Genomic DNA, 17,889 nt, shown 5'->3' with positions numbered 1-17,889 from the left:
AGCTGCGCTAGCTGTAGTAGGGGTTCTCGCCCTGGTCATGGTCGGTGGTGTCGACCACTTCGGTGATCTCGGGGATCGCCTCGAGAATCGCCTTGGTGATTCCCTCGCGCAGCGTGGCCGCGCTCATGGCGCAGCCCTGGCAGCCGCCGCCCATCGTGACGAACGCCTTGTCGCCCTCGACCCCGACGAGCTCGGCGAACCCGCCGTGTGACGCCAGCGCCGGGTTGATGCGCTCGGCGAGCAGGATCGTGACCTTCTCCGCCGCGTCGCCCACCAGCTCCAGCTGGCCGAGATCCCCCAGCGGGTTGGGGCGGTTCGGGTTGCGGATCACGAGACCGCCCTGGCCGGCGATCGATGGGAGGTCGAGCGTCGCGCCGGTGAGCGCGCTGACGCTGTCGGCGGGAACGATGACGGTGAGGCCCTCGTGCTCGCGGACGTAGTCGCCCTCGGCCGCCTCGGCGATCGCCTCGAGCGAGAGGTCGTAGGTGTAGTCGACGCCGGAGGCGCCGGTGACCTCGACCCGCAGGCCGAGCGCGTCGGCATCGTCTTCCTGGGCCCGGATGTCCATCACCGTGGCGCGGGCGGCGTCGGTGACGATGAGCACCTCGCCGGGGCCGGATTCCGTCTCAGGGGTGGCCGTGTCGGTCATGACGATCAGGGTAGCGACCGACCGGCGATGTACATCTCCGCCCGCGCCCGACCTGCGCCGACGTCACTGCCCGTCCAGCTCCTCGGACAGTTCGAGCCAGCGCTCCTCGGCGGCGGCGAGTTCCTCGTCCGCTTCCGCGATCTCCCGACCGACGTCGGCGAGACGGACGTGATCGGTACCGGCCGAGGCCAGTTCGTCGTCGAGCGCCTCCCGCCGACGCTGCGCCTGCGCCATCGCCTTCTCGGCGGTCTTCAACTCGTGGCGGATCGTGCTGCGGGAGCGTCCGCCCCGGTCCGCGACTCGGCCCGCGTCGGCCACCGACGCGGGCTTCGGGCGCTCCTCGGTGGTCGCGACACTCCCCCGGAGGCCGGAGGTGCGCCGGTCCTCGAGCCACTGGGCGTAGCCGCCGGGCCAGCGCTGGGCCCGGCCGCCGTCGATCACCAGCACGTCGTCGACGGTGCGATCGAGGAACGTGCGGTCGTGACTCACGACGATCACGGCACCCGGCCAGTCGTCGAGAAAGTCCTCGAGCGCCCGCAGTGTGTCGAGATCGAGATCGTTCGTGGGCTCGTCGAGCAGGAGCACGTTGGGCTTCGACGCGAGGGTCAGGACGAGCTGGATCCGGCGCCGTTCGCCACCCGACAGGAGCTCCACCGGCGAATGCTGGGTGTCGCGGTCGAACCAGAAGCGCTCGAGGAGGGCGATGTCCCACCAGTCCGGCTCCGCGCCGTCGCCGGCCATCAGGTCGCGGACCCTGCTCTGTGGCGGGAGGTCGCGACCGCGCTGGTCGTGCAGGGCGACCTGGGCCGTGGGACCGAACACCACTCGACCGTCGAGGGGCGGACGCCGTCCGGCGATCACGTCGAGGAGCGTCGATTTCCCGCTCCCGTTCGCCCCGACGATTCCCAGCCGTTCGCGCCGGTCGAGGAGGAGGTCGAGCCCGGTCACGAGCGGCTCGTGGTCCTCGAAACCGACCGTGACGTCGTGGAGCTCGATGACCTGGTCGCCGAGCCGGGGCGTGCCCTTGTGGAGCTGGGCGAGATCGAGATCCCCCTCACGGGCGGCGGCCTGGGGCCCACCGTCGATCAGCTCGTGGGCCCGCTCGACGCGGGACCGGCTCTTGCGGGTCCGCGCCTTCGCTCCGCGCCGCAGCCACGCCAGCTCGCGGCGGGCGAGGTTCCGGCGCGTGGACTCGGACGCGGCCGCTCGTTCCTCGCGGGCGGCACGGCCCTCGAGATAGCCCGCGTAGCCTCCGTCGTGCAGGTACGACGTCCCGCGGTCGAGCTCCAGGATGCGGGTGGTCAGGGCGTCGAGGACATGACGATCGTGGGTCACGAGGACGAGCCCGCCTTTGAACGCGGCGAGCTCGACTTCGAGCCACTCGATCGCGTCGACGTCGAGATGGTTCGTCGGCTCGTCGAGCACGAGGAGGTCGGCGTCGGCGACGACCGCCTGGGCCAGGGCGACCCGCTTCTCCTGCCCACCCGACAGTTCAGCCGTCGACCGGTCCATCAGGTCGCCGACGCCGAGTCGGTCCAGGGCCGCTTCACCCCGCCACCCGGCCCCGACGGCGTCGCGCACGGTGCCCGGCGGCAGCTTGGTCACCTGGTCGACGACGGCGATCGACACGTCGCGGCCTCGGCGGATCGTGCCGCCCTCCGGCTCCCGCGTTCCCGCGATGACCGAGAGCAGCGTGGACTTGCCGGTACCGTTGATACCGACGACCCCCAGCCGGTCGCCGGCGGCGATCGTGACCGACACATCGCTGAAGACCGGCCGATTCGGGCGGCTCATGTTCACACGCTCGACGTCGACGAGGATCACGTGGCGCAGACTAGGTCCCCCATTCCCGAGCCCACCGCTCCGGCGAATCCGCACCATCCGGTGCTCGAAGCGTTGCACCTCCGGGCCCCCTGGTCGCCCCGGCCGTTCACCCGGGCCCTGAGTCGGGTCAGCCCGGGCACGCGGGCGATCGCGTCGCAGGTCGAGGAGCGCGAGTTGGCGTGGCGCGAGGTCACGGCGCGGGCGCTGGCCGGTGACCACCCGCTCTGGATCGTGCTCGGTGATTCCATCGCCCAGGGCGTCGGGGCGAGCCACATCTCCCGCAGCTGGGTGGCCCGGATCGGCGGCGCGCTCGCTGCGGACGGCCGTCCGCACGGCATCGTGAACCTCAGCCGCAGCGGCGCCCGCAGTCTGCACGTCCGGGAGGACCAGCTGCCGCTGGTCGAGTTGGTGGACCGACGCGCCGCGCTCATCACCTGCGGCGTCGGCTCGAACGATCTGATGCGCAACCCCCACCCGCCGTCCGTCTCGGCCCGGGTCAACGAACTGATCGACGAACTCCCCCCGCAGACGATCATCTCCACCCTGCCGGCGCCGGCGGTCTCGCCGTCGGCCCGCTGGATCAACCGTTCGGTCACCCGGACCGCGGTTCGACGGGGCCTCCATGTCGTGGACGTCGTTCCCCACCTGCGCGGTCCGCGACGCGGCTCCGCGTCCGACCGGTTCCATCCGAACGACCATGGCTACGGCGCATGGGTCGATGCCTACGCCGCCGCGCTCGACCTGGATCCGGCGGCCTTACCCGACGAGTGGGACCCACTCGATGGCGAGGACGTCCGGCGGTACCGATAGCGTCGGACCCATGTCCGAACCGGTGACCCTCGAATCCGACGGCGACATTGCCGTCATCCGCATCGACGACGGCAAGGCCAATGCGCTGAGCCACGACGTGCTCGACCGCCTCAACACGGCCGTCGACGACGCCACCGATGCCAAGGCGCTCGTGCTGTTCGGGCGACCGGGCAAGTTCTCGGCCGGCTTCGACCTCTCCGTGATGAAGGAGGGCATCGAAGCGGCCCAGGCCCTCACCAAGCGAGGTGCCGAGTTCTGTATGCGGCTCTACGGCCACAAGGCACCGGTGCTCGCCGGCTCCGACGGCCATGCGTTGGCTGCGGGCGCCCTCGTGCTCCTCTCGTGCGACATCCGGATCGCCAGCGACTCCCCGGGCAAGATCGGCCTTCCCGAGACCACCATCGGGATGCCGTTGCCGGTGTTCGCCACCGAACTCGCCCGCGATCGGCTCTCGCGGCGCCACTACACCCGGGCCACGCTGCTCGGCTCGACCTACAGCCCGGCCGAGGCGCTCGACGTCGGCTATGTCGACGAGATCGTGCCGGTCGCGGAACTCGAGTCCACAGTGATCGGCCGGGCCACGGCCTACGCCGACGCGATCAGCCCCGGCGGCTTCGCGAAGACGCGGGTCAACACCCGTCAGGCGACCATCGACCATGTTCTCGCGACGCTCGACGCGGACATGGGCCAGTTCACCGTCGACGGCTGAGGACATCGCGCGATGACGGAGCCGTTGCAGAGTGTGGAGTTCTACTGGCGACCGGGCTGCGGCTTCTGCTCGATGCTCGACCGCAGCCTCTCGAGGGCCGGCGTGCCGCTGGACAAGCACAACATCTGGGACGACCCGGCCCATGCGGCCCGGGTCCGCGAACTCGCGAACGGCAACGAGACGGTGCCCACGGTCGTGATCGGCGACGTCAGCCTCGTGAACCCGTCGGCGGACGAGGTGATCGGCGTCCTGAGCCACAAGGCGCCCCACCTCGTGCCCGAGGGCTGGGAGCCGCCGCAGCCGGGACGGATCGCCGGGGCCGCCCGCCGGCTGCTCGGCGGCTGACCTACTCGAGGTGGTAGCCGCACTCCCACGGTTGGGCGCCCCGTCGGGCGTAGAGCTCGCGCGCCCGGGCGTCCTGTTCCTCCGGCGGTGCGGCGGCCGGGTCGCCCGTGCCGCCGACGGACTGCCACGTCGGACGGTCGAACTGGTAGGCGCCGCGGTACTTCCCCGTGGGTGAGATGGCCTGATAGTTGTCGGTCGACTCGCAGAAGCGCATCCGCTCCCACTTCTCCAACGGCGCGATGCCGTAGCGGCCTTCCTCGATCGCGATGGCGGCCCGATCCCAGGCGTCCGCCAGCGGCTGCAGCTCCCGCAACTCGGCGATCTGGGGCTCGATGGCCTCGACGTCGATCTCCAACGACGCGATCTCGCGCCGGAGTCGCTCGGCCCGCTCGATGCTGGCCCGCACCTCGTCGCTCGCCTGCGCCTCCAGTTCCTCGAGTCGCTGCAACGCCACCTGCGAGGACCCGGCGTGGTTGTGCAGGAGCGATTGGCGCCAGGAGAGATCCGACACGTCGGACACGTTCGCCAGATACTTCAGCTCGCCCGTCGACCCACCGCTGACGAAGGCGCGCACGGCGACGCTGCGGAGATGGTTGGTCGCGGCCTCGATCTGGGCGGCCAGGCGACGCTGCTCGTCGTCGAAGCCGTTGCGGGCTTCGAGGGTGCGGGTCAGATCGGCTTCGGCGGTGTTGAGAGCGGCGAACAACGCGTCGCGCCGAGCCGAGAGGTCGGCGATGTCGTTTCTGACCTCCTCGCCCGTCGGCACCCCGGCCCGCAACTCCTCGATCTCGTCGGCGGCCGCCCACGGCGCCCAGGGCCCGAGAAGCGCGAAGGCGAGGACGCTGGCGGCCACGAGGGCAGCGGAGAAGGCGGAGAAGGTGGGTCGGGAACGCATCGCAGATCACCCACCGACCGGCGGTGCGTGCGCGCGGCGGCGCACACCCGTACTCCACCCGGTGGACGACGGGACACTAGCCAGCGGCCTGCTCGAAACGAAACTCGCGCCACACCGCGTAGCCTCGGGCGGGTGCACGACTACGACGCCGTCGTCCTCGTCTCGTTCGGCGGCCCCGAGGGCCCCGACGACGTGGTGCCGTTCCTCGAGAACGTCACCCGCGGCCGCGGGATCCCACGGGAGCGCCTGGTCGAGGTGGGCGCCCACTACGCCCATTTCGGTGGCGTGAGTCCGCTCAACGAGCAGTGCCGTCGCCAGCGCGCCGCACTCGAACAGGCGATGGCGCACGCAGGCACCCCCCTGCCCGTCTACTGGGGCAACCGGAACTGGTCGCCCTATCTCACCGACACGGTGGCCGAGATGGCCGAGGACGGCGTGCGCCGGGCGTTGGCCATCGTCACCTCGGCGTACAGCTCCTACTCCGCGTGCCGTCAGTACCTCGACGACATCGAAGCGGCGCGCGCGACGGTGGGCCCGACCGCGCCGTCGATCGACAAGATCCGGCCCTACTTCGACCATCCGGGCTTCATCGAGCCGTTCCGTGACGGGCTACGGGCGGCGCTCGACCGCACCGGGGCGCGCCCGGCGATCGTCTTCACCGCCCACTCGATCCCCTCGGCCCTGGCCGCCACCTGCGACAACGAGCGCCAGCTCGGACACGCCGCCGGCCTCGTCGCCGAGGCGGCGCCCGGTGTGCCGTGGTCGCTGGTGTGGCAGTCGCGCAGCGGGCCGCCCTCGGTGCCGTGGCTCGAGCCGGACGTCAACGACCATCTGGCCGGGTTGACCGACGACGGCGTGACCGATGCCGTCGTGGTGCCGGTCGGCTTCGTGTCCGACCATGTCGAGGTCGCGTGGGACCTCGACCATGAAGCCCGCCAGACGGCGACGGCCCTCGGCCTCGACTTCCACCTCGTCGAGGCGCCCGGGACGGGCCCCGATCCGCGGTTCATCGACATGTGGCGAGCGCTCATCGACGAACGACGATTCGGCGCCACCCCCGTCGCGCTCGGCCCCGACGGACCGCGACCGATGCCGTGCGCCCAGGACTGCTGTCCGCGCGCGTGATCGCGCGCTCCGCGGGGGGATCCACCGCTGGGCGCGCGCCGCTTTCTACATTTGTGCTCGAGTTATCCACAGGGGACGCGGGGAGGGCACCCACGGTGAACCACACGAGGATCGCAGCCGAGGCCCTGCGCTATCGCCTGAACCTCGTGCGCAGCCCCCTCGTGGACGACGCCGACTGGGACCTCGAACAGATGGCCAGCCGGTCGGTGACCGCCGCCGATCCGCGGGTGGACAGTGCGATCCGTCGCCTGGCCACGGCCTGGGTCCGCGCCGGGTTGCCGCCGGAGGAACTCTGTGTGCCCTGGAGCGGCATCGGTGTGGACTCCCTGTTCGCGGACCATCCCGAACTCGTCGACGCGCTCGACGACATCGTGCGGGTCGCCACCCGATCACTCGCCGCCTGACCGTCACTTCACCGAGCGGCGGTCAGTCGTCGATCGTCTCGCGCAGGGGCAACTGTGGGATCGCCAGCGCCGCCAACAGCGCCAGCACGCCGCCCCAGATGCCGACGGTGAAGACGTCCGTGACGGCCAGTCGATACGCATCGGCGACGAGCGGCTCGACCGCCGCCGGGAGCTCGCGGATCACGTCCACGTCGCCGCGCACCTCGTCGACGCCGACCCCGCCGAGCTGGGCCGGCGTGACCAGCCGATCGAGATGGTGACCGAGCCGCGAGACGAAGAACGTGCCCGCCGCGGCGATCCCGAAGACCTGACCCGTGTTCCTGGCGAACATCGCCATTGCGGACACGACGCCGACATCGCGGTGCGGCACGGCGTTCTGCATCGCCAACATGAACACGGGTGATCCCATACCCATGCCGATGCCCAGGAGGCCGGTGCCGCACCACACGACCCACATGGTCGGGCTCGAGCCGATCGACGAGAGCACCCAGTACCCACTCGCGAAGGCGGCCGAGCCGAGGATCGGCCACGGGCGATACAACCCGGTCCGTACGACGATGCGGCCCGTGATCGTGCTGGAGACGGCGATCCCCGCCGTCGTCGGGAGGATCGCCAGGCCCGCTTCGGTCGCGCCGACGCCGTTCACCACCTGGAGCATCAGCGGGAGGAACGCGAGAGCGAAGAAGCTGACGAGCCCGATCAGGAACGTCGTCGCGGCGGTGGCCCGGACGACCGGTACGCGAACGAGACGCAGCGGCATGACCGGGTCGGCCGAGCGGAACTGCTGCAGGACGAACGCGACCAGCGCGACGAGACCAACGAGCGCGGTGGCCACGATCGCCGGATGCGACCAGGCGAACAGGTCGCCACCGACCGACAGGGCGAAGACGAGCCCGCCATAGCTGACGACGAGCATCACGGCGCCCGCAACGTCGAACGAACGTCGCTCCCGGTTGACGCGGGCGGGGAACGCGCCGCGCACGAACCAGATCGACAGGGCGCCGAACGGCAGGTTCAGCAGGAAGATCCACCGCCAGTCGACATGCTCGGCGAGGGCACCACCGAAGACCGGGCCGAGGAACGAGGCGATCGTCCAGACGGTCGGCGTCACCCACGAGTAGCGGCCCCGCTCGCGGGGCGGGACGAGGTCGGCGATGACGGCGTGGGTCTGGCTGATGATCCCGCCACCCCCCACCCCTTGTGCGATGCGGGCGACGACGAGCACCGGGAACGACCACGCCAGGCCGGCCACCAGCGACGACGCCGTGAAGACCGAGACCGAGAACAGGAAGACGACGCGGCGACCGCGCAGATCTCCGAGCTTGCCGTAGAGGGGCACGGTGACGACCAGCGCGAGCTGGTAGCCGACGAAGAGCCAGGCGACCTGGTCGAGCTGTCCGAGGTCACCGGCCACCTCGGGCGCCGCCGCGCCGAGCGCCATCAGGTCCAGTGCCGGAAGCGCCATGGCCAGGATCAGCCCGGCGAGTACGCGATTGTTCACGGTGGCGCGATCAGGTCGAGGGCTGGCGAAGCAGGGTCACGCGACGAGTGCACCACATCGCACGCCGCGACGCGTCCTCCGGCGGGCCCCGGCGCGTCGAAACCGTGTCGCATCCGCGGTCGCATGGCCGGGATGGCCGCCTGTTCGCTACGTTGTCGGCGTGCCAGTTCTCGCGGTCGTCAATCAGAAGGGTGGCGTCGGCAAGACCACCGTTGCCCTGGGCCTCGCGGCAACCGCCTGGTCGCGCGGTCTCGACGCACTCGTGATCGATCTCGACCCGCAGGGCAATGCGTCGACCGGGCTCGGCGTCTGGGATCCGCCGTTCAGTGTCGATCAGGCGCTGGCCGAGGAACGGCCGGGTGCCATCGCGGGCCTGCGCGTGGCCTCCGGATGGCCCGAGGACGGAGGCCGTCCGCCCTCCGTCGTCCCCGCCACAGCCGCGCTCGCGGCCCGGGAGCCGCAGCTTCTCACCGACCCCATCGGGGCCAACGACCGACTCGCCGTCGCCCTCGAGGGGGTCGACCACGAGCTCGTGATCATCGACTGTCCTCCGTCGCTCGGCCTGCTCACGGTGAACGGGCTCTTCGCCGCCGACCGGGCGCTGATCGTGACCGAGCCGGGCGCCTGGGCATCCGACGGCGTCGGCCAGATCCTCCGCACCGTGCAGCGAATCGCCAGCCGTCGCACTTCGCCGCTGACCGTCGCCGGCGTCGCGGTGAACCGCCTCGGTCGCACCCGCGACGCCCGCTACTGGGACGAGCAGCTCCGCGCCGACCATGGCGACATCGTGCTCCCGCCCATCCACCAGCGCGCCGCGGTCCCCGAGGCGTCGGCCGGTTCGTTGCCGATCCACGCGCTGGGCACCCGGCCCGGAGCGCAGGAGGCGGCAGCCGAATTCGACCACCTCTTCGATCTCGTGCTCCCGTCCCTCGCCCCGGTCATCGAGCTGGACGCCGAGCCGGTCACCGCCGTGACGCCGACCGTGCCGGTCAGCGATGACGACGCCGTGGAGGCCGTCCATGGCGTATGACCCGCAGGCGAACCGGCGCCGCCCCCGCCCGGCCGTGGAGGATCCGGCCCCGGTCGACGCGATCCTCGGCTCGGCCCGCTCGGTCGGGCGTCCCGAGCCCGAGGTCGCCGACGATCCACCGCCGAGTGTCGCGGTCACGCCCGAACCGGCCGACCCGCCCTCGGACAAGCTCCTCATCAGCACCGGTGTGGCCGGTGCCATCGGCGGCCTGATCGCCCTGCTGACGCTGCGTCACCTGTGGCGTCGTCATCGCCGTTCTGACGCACCGGACACCGCCGTCGACGAGTTCTGACGGCCCGCCCCGGCGGCCTCGATCAGCCTGCCGCTTCGAGCATCGCCGCGTCCTGGGCGGCGCGGCGGCGGTCGCGCTTCTCGGCCTCTTTGGCGCCCTCGGGGCACCGGTCGATGTAGGGACACCAGCCGCACAGTGGCCCCGTGCGGGGTTCGAACTCATCGGTCTCACAGGCGGTGTTGATGCCCGCCCAGGTGGCCGCGAGCTTCTCGGTGACGTCGTCCAGCTCCTTGCGGGTGACATCGATGCCCACGGGACGCTGGCCGAGGTAGAGCAGGCGGGCCCGCACCGGCATCTCGCCGGTGTCGGCCTCGACGGCCGCCGCGTAGAGCAGCACCTGATCGAGCCGGCCGCGTCGATAACGCGGTGAGGGCGCCTTGCCAGACTTGTAGTCGGTGACGACCAGGCCGTCGCCTTCGCGTTCGAGCCGGTCGACGATGCCGCGGAACGGGACGCCACCGATCACCGCCTCGATGTCCTGCTCGGTCGCGGCCACGTCGACCGTCGCCGGATCCTCCAGCTTCCACAGGCCCTCGATCGCCTGCCACGCCTTCCAGCGGAAGTGGCGGCCCTTCTCGTCGTCGTAGTCGAGCGCCGCGTAGTCGGGCTGAGCTTCGGTCTCGGGCCATTCCTGGCGGGCGATCGTCTTCGCCTCGTCGGGGGTCCGCTCCTCGGGGGCGCGCTGCATCAGGAGCTCCAGCACCCGATGGGCGAAGCTGCCGGCCAGGGCGGCTTCCCCCGGAGGGTCGGGGAGCCGATCGACATAGCGGTGCCGCCAGCGCCGAGGGCACTGCTCGAAGGTGCTCGCGCCGGACGGCGAGAGGCGGGGCGGCGGTGTGGGCACGCCGACCTCGCGGATCTCGCCCTCGAGATCGAGCGATGCCGGATCGACGGGATCCGCCAGGCCGATGGCATCGGGGTCAAGTTCCATGTTTGTAGTTCTACCAGGCGGGTATGACACTCGCCGCGTACGCTCACGCGACCCCATGTCCCCCACCCCCGATTCCTCCCCCACGTCATCGACGTTCGCGACCATCACGTCGGTCGCGCTCGCCCTGAAGCAGCGCATCAGCGACCACCATGCGCCGATCTTCGCCGCCGCGGTCGCCTTCTTCGCCTTCCTGGCCCTGATTCCCGCCCTCACCGCCCTGATCGGTGTCTACGGACTCGTCGCCGATCCGGACGAGGTCACCCGCCAGATCTCCGAATCGCTCTCCGGTGCGCCGGAGACCACCCGCACGTTCCTCGTCGACCAGATGAGCGAGATCGCCGCCGGAAGCTCGGGCGCGCTCGGCGCGAGCGTCGGCATCGGTCTCCTGTTCGCCCTGTTCAGCGCGTCGGGGGCGACCGCCAACCTCGTCAAGGCGCTGAACGTCGCCTACGAGATCGAAGAGACCCGCAAGCCGTGGACCCTCCGGGGCGTCTCCCTGCTGCTCACGATCGGGGCGATCGCCGTGCTCGGCGTCGTCGTGTTCCTCATGGCCGCGCTACCGACCGTCCTGCGAGATGCCGGCGACGGGCTGCGCTGGGCGTTGAACATCGGCCGCTATCCGATCCTCGCCCTCGTGATGGCCGCGACCCTGTCGCTGCTCTACCGCCTCGGCCCGGACCACGGCGGCAACGATCGCCCCCTGTCCCCCCGGCTCTTCACGGCCGGTGGCCTGTTGGCAACGGGGCTGTTCGTCTCGCTCTCCGCCCTGTTCAGCTATTACACCGCCAACCTCGGGAGCTACGGCGAGACCTACGGACCGCTCGCCACGATCATCGTGCTGCTCGTGTGGTTCCAGTTGTCCGCCCTGTCGGTGATCGTCGGCGCCGAACTCGACGCGGAGCTGGCCGACCGCGAGTGGCGGGCCCGAACCGGCCTCGAGCTGCCGGAGGCCGCCGCGGGCGATGCCCACGCCGCGGCCGATCGTTGGATCACGGCCCTCGGCGAGCACGATGTCGAGGCGATCCTCGCCGGCTGGCACCGTCGCGGCGTCCATCACCACCCGCTCTTCGGGCGCCTCGCGGTGCCGGACGAACTCCGCCGGCACCTCGACGACCTGCTCGCCGCCTTCCCGGATCTGTCCGTCGTCGTCGAGGACATCACGGCGACCGGGGACACCGCGACCGTCCGGCACCGCCTCGTCGGCACGTTCACCGGCACCGCCTGGCGCGGCGTCGAGCCGAACGGCCGTGAGCTGGACCTCACCTCGGTGGCGTTCCTGCGGCTCGACGACGGGTTCATCGTCGACGTCGAGGAGCTGTTCGACACCGCGGCGCTGGTGGAACAGCTGGGCTTTCGGCCCGGGGACCGTTCGGCGAGCGCTCGCGTCAAACAGGGCGTCGCCAATCTGATCACCCGGCTCCGACCCGATCGGGCGGCGCCACAGGAGTGACCAGACCTCAGATGTCCAGCATCGAGGAGTCGACGAGGGCGGAGTTCTTCACCAGGAAGTCGCGGCGCACGCTGACGTCGTTGCCCATCAGCACATCGACCATCCGCGCCGCGTCCTTCGCCTCCTCGGCGTCGTCCATCGTGAGCCGCCGCAGCGTACGGGTCTGCGGGTCGAGGGCGCAGTGGCGCAGCTCGTCCACGTTCATCTCACCGAGCCCCTTGAAGCGTTGCCACTTCACGTTCTCGCGCTTGCGCTTCCCCTTGCAGAGCTCGTCGGTGACCGCCTCCTTCTCCTCGTCGGAGTAGACGCGGTAGGTCTCGTCGCCGACCTTCGTGGTGAACAGGGGCGGCTGGGCGGCGAAGACGTTGCCGGCCTCGAGCATCGGCAGCATGTACTGGTGGATCAGGGTGAGCAGGAGACAGCGGATGTGGCTCCCGTCGACATCCGCGTCGCACAGGATCACGATCCGCCCGTAGCGGGCGTCGTCCAGGTTGAACTCCGTGCCCGCGCCGGCGCCCATCGCCGTGAACAGGGCCTGGGCCTCGGCGTTGTCGAGCACCTGCTTCTGGCTCGCCTTGGCCGCGTTCACGACCTTGCCGCGCAGCGGGAGGATCGCCATCGTCTCGGAGTCCCGACCCCGTTTGGCCGGTCCGGCCGCCGAATCGCCCTCGACCAGGATCAGCTCGGCATCGGGCCCGTGGACCCGACAGTCCGCCAGCTTCTCCGGCATGCCGGTGGAGCCGAGGGAGGCGGCCTTGCGCTTGTTCTCCAGGAGGGTCTTGGAGTCGACGCGGTTCTGGATCGCGGCCGCCAGCTTGTCGGCGATCGCCTTCACATGGCTCCGGGGCCCGCCGCCGGGCTCGAACCACTCCTTGAGCTGCTCGTAGACGAGGCGCGACACGATGCCTTCGATCGCCGGGGTGCCGAGCTCCTGTTTGGTCTGACCGCGGAACTGGGGCTCCGGGAAGGTGACCTTGATCGCGGCGACCAGGCCCTCCTGCACGTCGTCCTTGGTCGCCTTGTGCTTGTCCTGCTTCGCCAGCTTGGCCAGCTTGCGGTTGTCCTTCAGGACGACATTGTTGATCACACGGGTGAGCGCCTTGTCGAAGCCGGCGCGATGGGTGCCGCCCTGGCTGGTGGGGATCGTGTTGACGAAGGTGACGACGTCCGTGTCGTAGCCCTTCACCCACCGCATGGCGACGTCGACGGTGCACTCCCGCTCGACATCGGTCATCTTGCCGTTCACCGGCACCTTCTCGGTGAACGTGTCGATGCCGTTGCAGGTGATGACCTGGCTGACGTTCTCACCGATCGCCAGATGGTCGACGAGGTCGGCCAGTCCGCCGCGCGACACGAACGTGAACGGCTCCGTGCGTCCCCCGGTGCGCTTGTCGGTGACGCTGACCTTCATCCCCGGCACGAGGAAGCAGGCCTGGGTGGCGCGGCGGCAGATCTCCTCGACGTCGATCGTGGCCTCCGGATCGAAGATGTCGAAGTCCGGCCAGAACCGCACCCGGGTGCCGGTCTTGTTCTTCGAGATCTTCTTGATCTTGGCGAGGGTGTGGCCTGCCTTGAACGTCGTCCCCGTGAACTGGCCGGCGACCCGCTCGTTGAACGCCAACAGGTGGGTGGCGCCGTCGCGGTCGACCTCGGCGACGAGCTTCGACGCGAGCGCGTTCACGACCGACGCGCCCACGCCGTGGAGTCCGCCCGAGGACGAGTAGGCACCGCCTCCGAACTTGCCGCCGGCGTGGAGCTCGGTGAACACCACCTCGAGGGCGCTGACCTTGCGTTTCTGGTGCTTGTCGATCGGGATGCCGCGGCCGTTGTCGGCCACCTCGATCGACTTGTCGCGGTGGAGGGTGACGTCGACCTTGTCGGCGAACCCGGCGGCGGCCTCGTCGACCGCGTTGTCGATCAGCTCCCACACGAGATGCATCAGGCCCTCGGACCCGGTGCCCCCGATGTACATGCCCGGCCGTTTGCGCACGGCTTCGAGACCCTCGAGGGTCTGGATCGCGTCGGCGTCGTAGCCGCTGGACTTGGCGCTGGTCTTCTTGGTGGCCACGGAGCGACCGTAGCGCCACCGTGTGACGCCGCGGTGCCAGGTGAAGCGGGGTCTGACCCCGCTTCACCTCGGCCGGGACTCAGCGGGGGTCGGGGACGTAGCGCAGGTAGGGCACCGGGGCACGGAACTCGCCGTGCTTGGCCCGGGCGTCGTCGTCCGAGACGGAGGGCACGACGATGACGTCGTCGCCGTCCTTCCAGTTCGCCGGCGTGGCGACCTGCTCCTGCGCCGTCAGTTGGATCGAATCGAGCATCCGGAGGATCTCGTCGAAGTTGCGGCCCGTCGTCATCGGGTAGGTGAGCTGCGCCTTGATGCGCTTGTCGGGACCGATGATGAACACGGTGCGGGCGGTCGCGTTGTCGCCCGCGCTGCGACCTTCGGAGGTCTCGCCCGCATCCGCGGGAAGCATGTCGTAGGCCTTCACGATCTCGAGGTTCGGATCGCCGATCAGCGGGTAGTTGAGCGCGTGGCCGGTGGCCGTCTGGATGTCGGCCGCCCAGCCCTCGTGGTCGTCCACCCCGTCGACGCTGATGCCGATGAGCTTGCAGTTCCGAGCCGCGAAGTCGTCCTTCATGCCGGCGACGGTGCCCAGCTCGGTGGTGCACACCGGCGTGAAGTCCTTCGGGTGGGAGAACAGCAGGGCCCAGCCATCGCCGATCCAATCGTGGAACTCGATGGTGCCCTCCGTCGTTGTTGCTTTGAAGTCAGGAGCGATGTCGTTGATACGTAGTGCCATGTCCCCATTCAACGCAGTAAGCCACCGGCCATTCCAGTCCGGGGGCACGCGATCGTCATTCGGCCGGATTGCCCGGGTGGCGACAGTTGACGACCGGTCGGCGCACCGGGGCGAACGGCGTTCGCTACCGTGGTCACCGATGCCCTCGTCCCCCGCAGGGCTGCTCGCCGTCGTCATCGCGCTGGTGTTGACGGCGTCGGCATGCGGCTCCGACCCCGCGACGACCACCGCCCCCGAGGCGGACACGGGCACCGGAACGAGCACGGGAAGCGTGAACGCCGGATCGGATGACACCGACGTCGACGGACCCGAACCCACCGAGACCGATACCGAGACCGGGACCGATCCGGCCGTCGAGGACGGGACCGATCCGGCCGTCGAGGACGGGACCGATCCTGCCGATGAGGGCGACGCCACCGCACCGGTCGACGCCGCGGCCGCCGCCGAGACGAACATCGACGATCTCGAGCCGAGCGACGACGTCCGCACCCTCGAGGTCCTCGACGTCAAGACCGGTGAACCGACCACGATCGCGGACGCGGTGACCGGCGACCGTCCCGTGCTGCTCTGGTTCTGGGCGCCCCATTGACCCACGTGCCGGCGTGAGGGCCCCGCCATCGAGCAGTTCGCTCGAGAGCACGAAGGTGAGATCCAGGTCCTCGGCGTCGGCGCCCAGGACGACTTCGAGTACGCCCTCGACTTCCTGGCCGACACCGGCGTCGAGACGCCCGAGATGCTGTGGGACCCGTCGTTCGTGACGTGGCAGACCTTCGGCGTCCGCGTGAACAGCCAGATGAAGGTCATGTCGCCGGACCTCACCACCGGCACCGAACTCTTCTACGGATTCGGGGCCGACGAGCAGCAGCAGATCATCGAGGCGATCCCCACCTTCAGCTGAACCGGCTCGGGGCTAAAGTGCGGCATCCGCCTGCGCTCGAGGGGAGAACGAGGGTGCAACGTCCGCCGATTCGCGTGCTCGACGTGGCCGGTTCACCGGCCGCGATGGGCCACACCCACGGCACTCGCCACGCCGACGAGATCAGGGCCTACACCGACGAACGGGTCCGCCTCGTCGCCGCGGGCTCATGGAGCGGCGGCCCCGTCGATCGCGCCACGGTGCTCGACCTCGCCGAGCAGTGCCTGCCCGCCCATGCCGCGTTCTCCCCGCGGCTCCACGAGGAGATGCTCGCCATGGCCGACGGGGCCGGCATCACCCCCGCGGAGGCGATCGTCGTCGGCGGCTTCACCGACTTCGTCGACACGGTCCGAGCCAACCTCGGCGGGCCACATCCACCCGAGGTCGCGGAGGACGACTGCACCTCGTTCATCGTGCCCGACCATCGCGCCGACGGCGCCGGGTTCTTCGGCCAGACCTGGGACATGCACGATTCGGCGACCGACTATGTCGTGCTGCTGCGCACCCGGCCCGACGACGCACCGGCGGCCCTCGTCTTCACCACCACGGGATGCCTCGGTCAGATCGGGATGAACGAACTCGGCGTCTGCGTCGGCATCAACAACCTCACGGCGGCCGACGGGGGCATCGGCGTCACCTGGCCGTCCGTCGTGCGCGAAGCCCTCCATCAGGAAAGCGCCGGCGCGGCGCGTGACGTGATCCTCGGCGCCGATCTCGCCGGCGGCCACAACTTCATGGTGTTCGACGCCGCGGGCGAGGGATACAACATCGAGGCGATGCCGACGGCGCGCCCCGTCACGCCCCTCGCCGACGCCGCGCTCTCCCACACGAACCACACGACCACTCCGGAGACACAGGCGGTCGAGGGGCTGCGGGCGGACGCTCTCCAGGCCAGTTCGCGCTTCCGGCTCGAGACCGCCACGGCCGAGCTCGACCGCGACGGCATCACGGCGGACGACCTCATGGCGCTCACCGCCGGCGCGGTGTGCCAGATCTCCACCGAGCCGAGCCACATCGAGTCGAGTGGGGCGGCCATCATGCGGCCCCGCACGAAGGAGTTCTGGGCCTGCTGGGGTCTGCCCCGCGAGAACGACTACCAGAAGGTGGCATTCGCCGGAGTGGCTTCGTGAACGACACGGCCGCCGCCGTCGCCCTCGGGGGCATCACCAAACGGTTCGACGACGTGGTCGCGGTCGACGACGTCCGTCTCGACATCGCCGACGGCGAGTTCTTCGCCCTCCTCGGGCCGTCCGGATGCGGCAAGACGACGACACTGCGGATGATTGCCGGCCTCGAGTTCCCGACCGAGGGCAGCCTGCGCATCTTCGGCGACGAGGTCGGCACGCTTCCGCCCAACAAACGGCCGGTCAACACGGTCTTCCAGAGCTACGCCCTCTTCCCGCACATGAACGTGCTCCAGAACGTCGCCTTCGGCCTGAAGATGCAGAAGGTCGCCAAGGCCGAGGCGGCGAACCGGGCCGAGGAGGCGATCCGGCTCGTCCACATGGACGGGATGGAACAGCGGCGCCCCGACCAGCTCTCGGGCGGCCAACAGCAGCGGGTCGCCCTGGCCCGGGCCCTCGTCAACAGCCCGAAGGTGCTCCTGCTCGACGAGCCCCTCGGGGCGCTCGACCTGAAGCTGCGCCAGGAGATGCAACGCGAGCTGAAGACCCTGCAGCGCGAGGTGGGGATCACCTTCGTGTTCGTCACCCACGATCAGGAGGAGGCGCTCACGATGAGCGACCGGATCGGCGTGATGAACGAGGGGAAGCTGCTCCAGGTCGGGTCGCCCGAGGAGATCTACGAGCGGCCGGCCAACCGCTTCGTCGCCGACTTCATCGGCCAGACCAACCTGCTCGACGGCACCGTCGAGGCGGCGGGCACCGTGTGTCTCGCCAACGGCACGCGCGTGCCGGTGGACACCGGCGCGACCGCCGTCGGTACCACCGTGGCGATCAGCCTGCGGCCCGAACGAGCGGAGATCCACCCGCCGGAGGCAGTACCGGCCGGAAGGCCGAGCGTCGGCGGACGCCTCGACCAGATGACGTATCTCGGCAATGCCGTGATCCTCACCGTGGCGCTCGACTGGATGCGCCTCGACGTGCGGATCGAGAAGCGGGCCGACACCGCACTGCCGGAGATCGGGAGCGAGGTCGCGGTGTCGTGGGAACCGGACGCCGGTTCCGTGGTGGAGGACTGAGGGC

The 17,889-nt window shown here is 70.3% G+C and carries 19 protein-coding genes; 12 read left to right on the top strand and 7 right to left on the bottom strand.

Annotated features, from left to right (window positions below; translation table 11 throughout):
* Nucleotides 1-7: 7 nt before the first annotated feature.
* Both R8F63_02410 and R8F63_02405 read right to left on the bottom strand, forming a co-directional pair.
* Nucleotides 8-649: a NifU family protein gene (locus R8F63_02410; protein MDW3217443.1), complete on the bottom strand. Its 642-nt coding sequence runs from the start codon at nt 647-649 to the stop codon at nt 8-10.
* Between the two features lie 63 nt (nt 650-712).
* On the bottom strand, nt 713-2,473 hold the full coding sequence (locus tag R8F63_02405; protein ID MDW3217442.1) for an ABC-F family ATP-binding cassette domain-containing protein: 1,761 nt from the start codon (nt 2,471-2,473) through the stop codon (nt 713-715).
* On the opposite strand from R8F63_02405, the gene R8F63_02400 reads away from it, so the two are divergent.
* The 3 genes from R8F63_02400 to R8F63_02390 are packed head-to-tail and all read left to right on the top strand — an operon-like array spanning nt 2,474 to nt 4,337.
* Nucleotides 2,474-3,283 carry an SGNH/GDSL hydrolase family protein gene (locus R8F63_02400; protein MDW3217441.1) on the top strand — a complete coding sequence of 270 codons (810 nt, stop codon included), beginning with the start codon at nt 2,474-2,476 and terminating at the stop codon, nt 3,281-3,283.
* A gap of 10 nt (nt 3,284-3,293) precedes the next feature.
* Complete coding sequence (locus R8F63_02395) at nt 3,294-3,992, top strand: crotonase/enoyl-CoA hydratase family protein (protein ID MDW3217440.1); 699 nt, start codon at nt 3,294-3,296, stop codon at nt 3,990-3,992.
* A gap of 12 nt (nt 3,993-4,004) precedes the next feature.
* A complete protein-coding gene (locus tag R8F63_02390; GenBank protein MDW3217439.1) occupies nt 4,005-4,337 on the top strand; it encodes a glutaredoxin domain-containing protein in 333 nt (110 codons plus the stop codon).
* 1 nt (nt 4,338) lies between these two features.
* On the opposite strand, the gene R8F63_02385 is transcribed toward R8F63_02390, so the two are convergent.
* Nucleotides 4,339-5,232, bottom strand: coding sequence for a transglycosylase family protein (locus tag R8F63_02385; GenBank protein MDW3217438.1), 894 nt, complete (start codon nt 5,230-5,232; stop codon nt 4,339-4,341).
* A gap of 132 nt (nt 5,233-5,364) precedes the next feature.
* Between R8F63_02385 and R8F63_02380 the strand changes: the two genes are divergently transcribed.
* Both R8F63_02380 and R8F63_02375 read left to right on the top strand, forming a co-directional pair.
* Nucleotides 5,365-6,357: a ferrochelatase gene (locus R8F63_02380; protein ID MDW3217437.1), complete on the top strand. Its 993-nt coding sequence runs from the start codon at nt 5,365-5,367 to the stop codon at nt 6,355-6,357.
* A gap of 95 nt (nt 6,358-6,452) precedes the next feature.
* Nucleotides 6,453-6,761 carry a hypothetical protein gene (locus R8F63_02375; GenBank protein ID MDW3217436.1) on the top strand — a complete coding sequence of 103 codons (309 nt, stop codon included), beginning with the start codon at nt 6,453-6,455 and terminating at the stop codon, nt 6,759-6,761.
* A gap of 22 nt (nt 6,762-6,783) precedes the next feature.
* Here R8F63_02375 and R8F63_02370 read toward each other — a convergent pair whose 3' ends face one another.
* Complete coding sequence (locus R8F63_02370) at nt 6,784-8,262, bottom strand: MFS transporter (protein MDW3217435.1); 1,479 nt, start codon at nt 8,260-8,262, stop codon at nt 6,784-6,786.
* 160 nt (nt 8,263-8,422) lie between these two features.
* Here R8F63_02370 and R8F63_02365 point away from each other — a divergent pair, with 160 nt between their 5' ends.
* Nucleotides 8,423-9,292 carry a ParA family protein gene (locus R8F63_02365; GenBank protein ID MDW3217434.1) on the top strand — a complete coding sequence of 290 codons (870 nt, stop codon included), beginning with the start codon at nt 8,423-8,425 and terminating at the stop codon, nt 9,290-9,292.
* Nucleotides 9,282-9,584, top strand: coding sequence for a hypothetical protein (locus R8F63_02360; GenBank protein MDW3217433.1), 303 nt, complete (start codon nt 9,282-9,284; stop codon nt 9,582-9,584). Before R8F63_02365 ends, R8F63_02360 begins: the two co-directional genes overlap by 11 nt.
* A gap of 22 nt (nt 9,585-9,606) precedes the next feature.
* Here R8F63_02360 and R8F63_02355 read toward each other — a convergent pair whose 3' ends face one another.
* On the bottom strand, nt 9,607-10,515 hold the full coding sequence (locus R8F63_02355) for a PD-(D/E)XK nuclease family protein (protein ID MDW3217432.1): 909 nt from the start codon (nt 10,513-10,515) through the stop codon (nt 9,607-9,609).
* Between the two features lie 55 nt (nt 10,516-10,570).
* On the opposite strand from R8F63_02355, the gene R8F63_02350 reads away from it, so the two are divergent.
* On the top strand, nt 10,571-11,965 hold the full coding sequence (locus tag R8F63_02350; protein MDW3217431.1) for a YhjD/YihY/BrkB family envelope integrity protein: 1,395 nt from the start codon (nt 10,571-10,573) through the stop codon (nt 11,963-11,965).
* Between the two features lie 7 nt (nt 11,966-11,972).
* On the opposite strand, the gene R8F63_02345 is transcribed toward R8F63_02350, so the two are convergent.
* Together R8F63_02345 and R8F63_02340 are read right to left on the bottom strand one after the other, a co-directional pair.
* A complete protein-coding gene (locus R8F63_02345) occupies nt 11,973-14,033 on the bottom strand; it encodes a DNA topoisomerase IV subunit B (protein MDW3217430.1) in 2,061 nt (686 codons plus the stop codon).
* Between the two features lie 79 nt (nt 14,034-14,112).
* Nucleotides 14,113-14,769: a peroxiredoxin gene (locus R8F63_02340; protein MDW3217429.1), complete on the bottom strand. Its 657-nt coding sequence runs from the start codon at nt 14,767-14,769 to the stop codon at nt 14,113-14,115.
* A 139-nt stretch (nt 14,770-14,908) separates the two neighbouring features.
* Here R8F63_02340 and R8F63_02335 point away from each other — a divergent pair, with 139 nt between their 5' ends.
* The 4 genes from R8F63_02335 to R8F63_02320 all read left to right on the top strand — a co-directional run bounded on the left by R8F63_02335 (nt 14,909) and on the right by R8F63_02320 (nt 17,885).
* Complete coding sequence (locus R8F63_02335; GenBank protein ID MDW3217428.1) at nt 14,909-15,358, top strand: hypothetical protein; 450 nt, start codon at nt 14,909-14,911, stop codon at nt 15,356-15,358.
* 144 nt (nt 15,359-15,502) lie between these two features.
* Nucleotides 15,503-15,667 (top strand): hypothetical protein, encoded by a 165-nt coding sequence (locus R8F63_02330; GenBank protein ID MDW3217427.1) that lies wholly within the window; start codon nt 15,503-15,505, stop codon nt 15,665-15,667.
* A gap of 53 nt (nt 15,668-15,720) precedes the next feature.
* On the top strand, nt 15,721-16,815 hold the full coding sequence (locus R8F63_02325) for a C45 family peptidase (GenBank protein ID MDW3217426.1): 1,095 nt from the start codon (nt 15,721-15,723) through the stop codon (nt 16,813-16,815).
* Nucleotides 16,812-17,885, top strand: coding sequence for an ABC transporter ATP-binding protein (locus R8F63_02320; GenBank protein MDW3217425.1), 1,074 nt, complete (start codon nt 16,812-16,814; stop codon nt 17,883-17,885). Before R8F63_02325 ends, R8F63_02320 begins: the two co-directional genes overlap by 4 nt.
* Nucleotides 17,886-17,889 lie beyond the last annotated feature (4 nt).

Source organism: Acidimicrobiales bacterium (genome assembly GCA_033344915.1).
GTDB lineage: Bacteria > Actinomycetota > Acidimicrobiia > Acidimicrobiales > Aldehydirespiratoraceae > JAJRXC01.
This window is presented reverse-complemented; position numbering and strand designations above follow the sequence as displayed.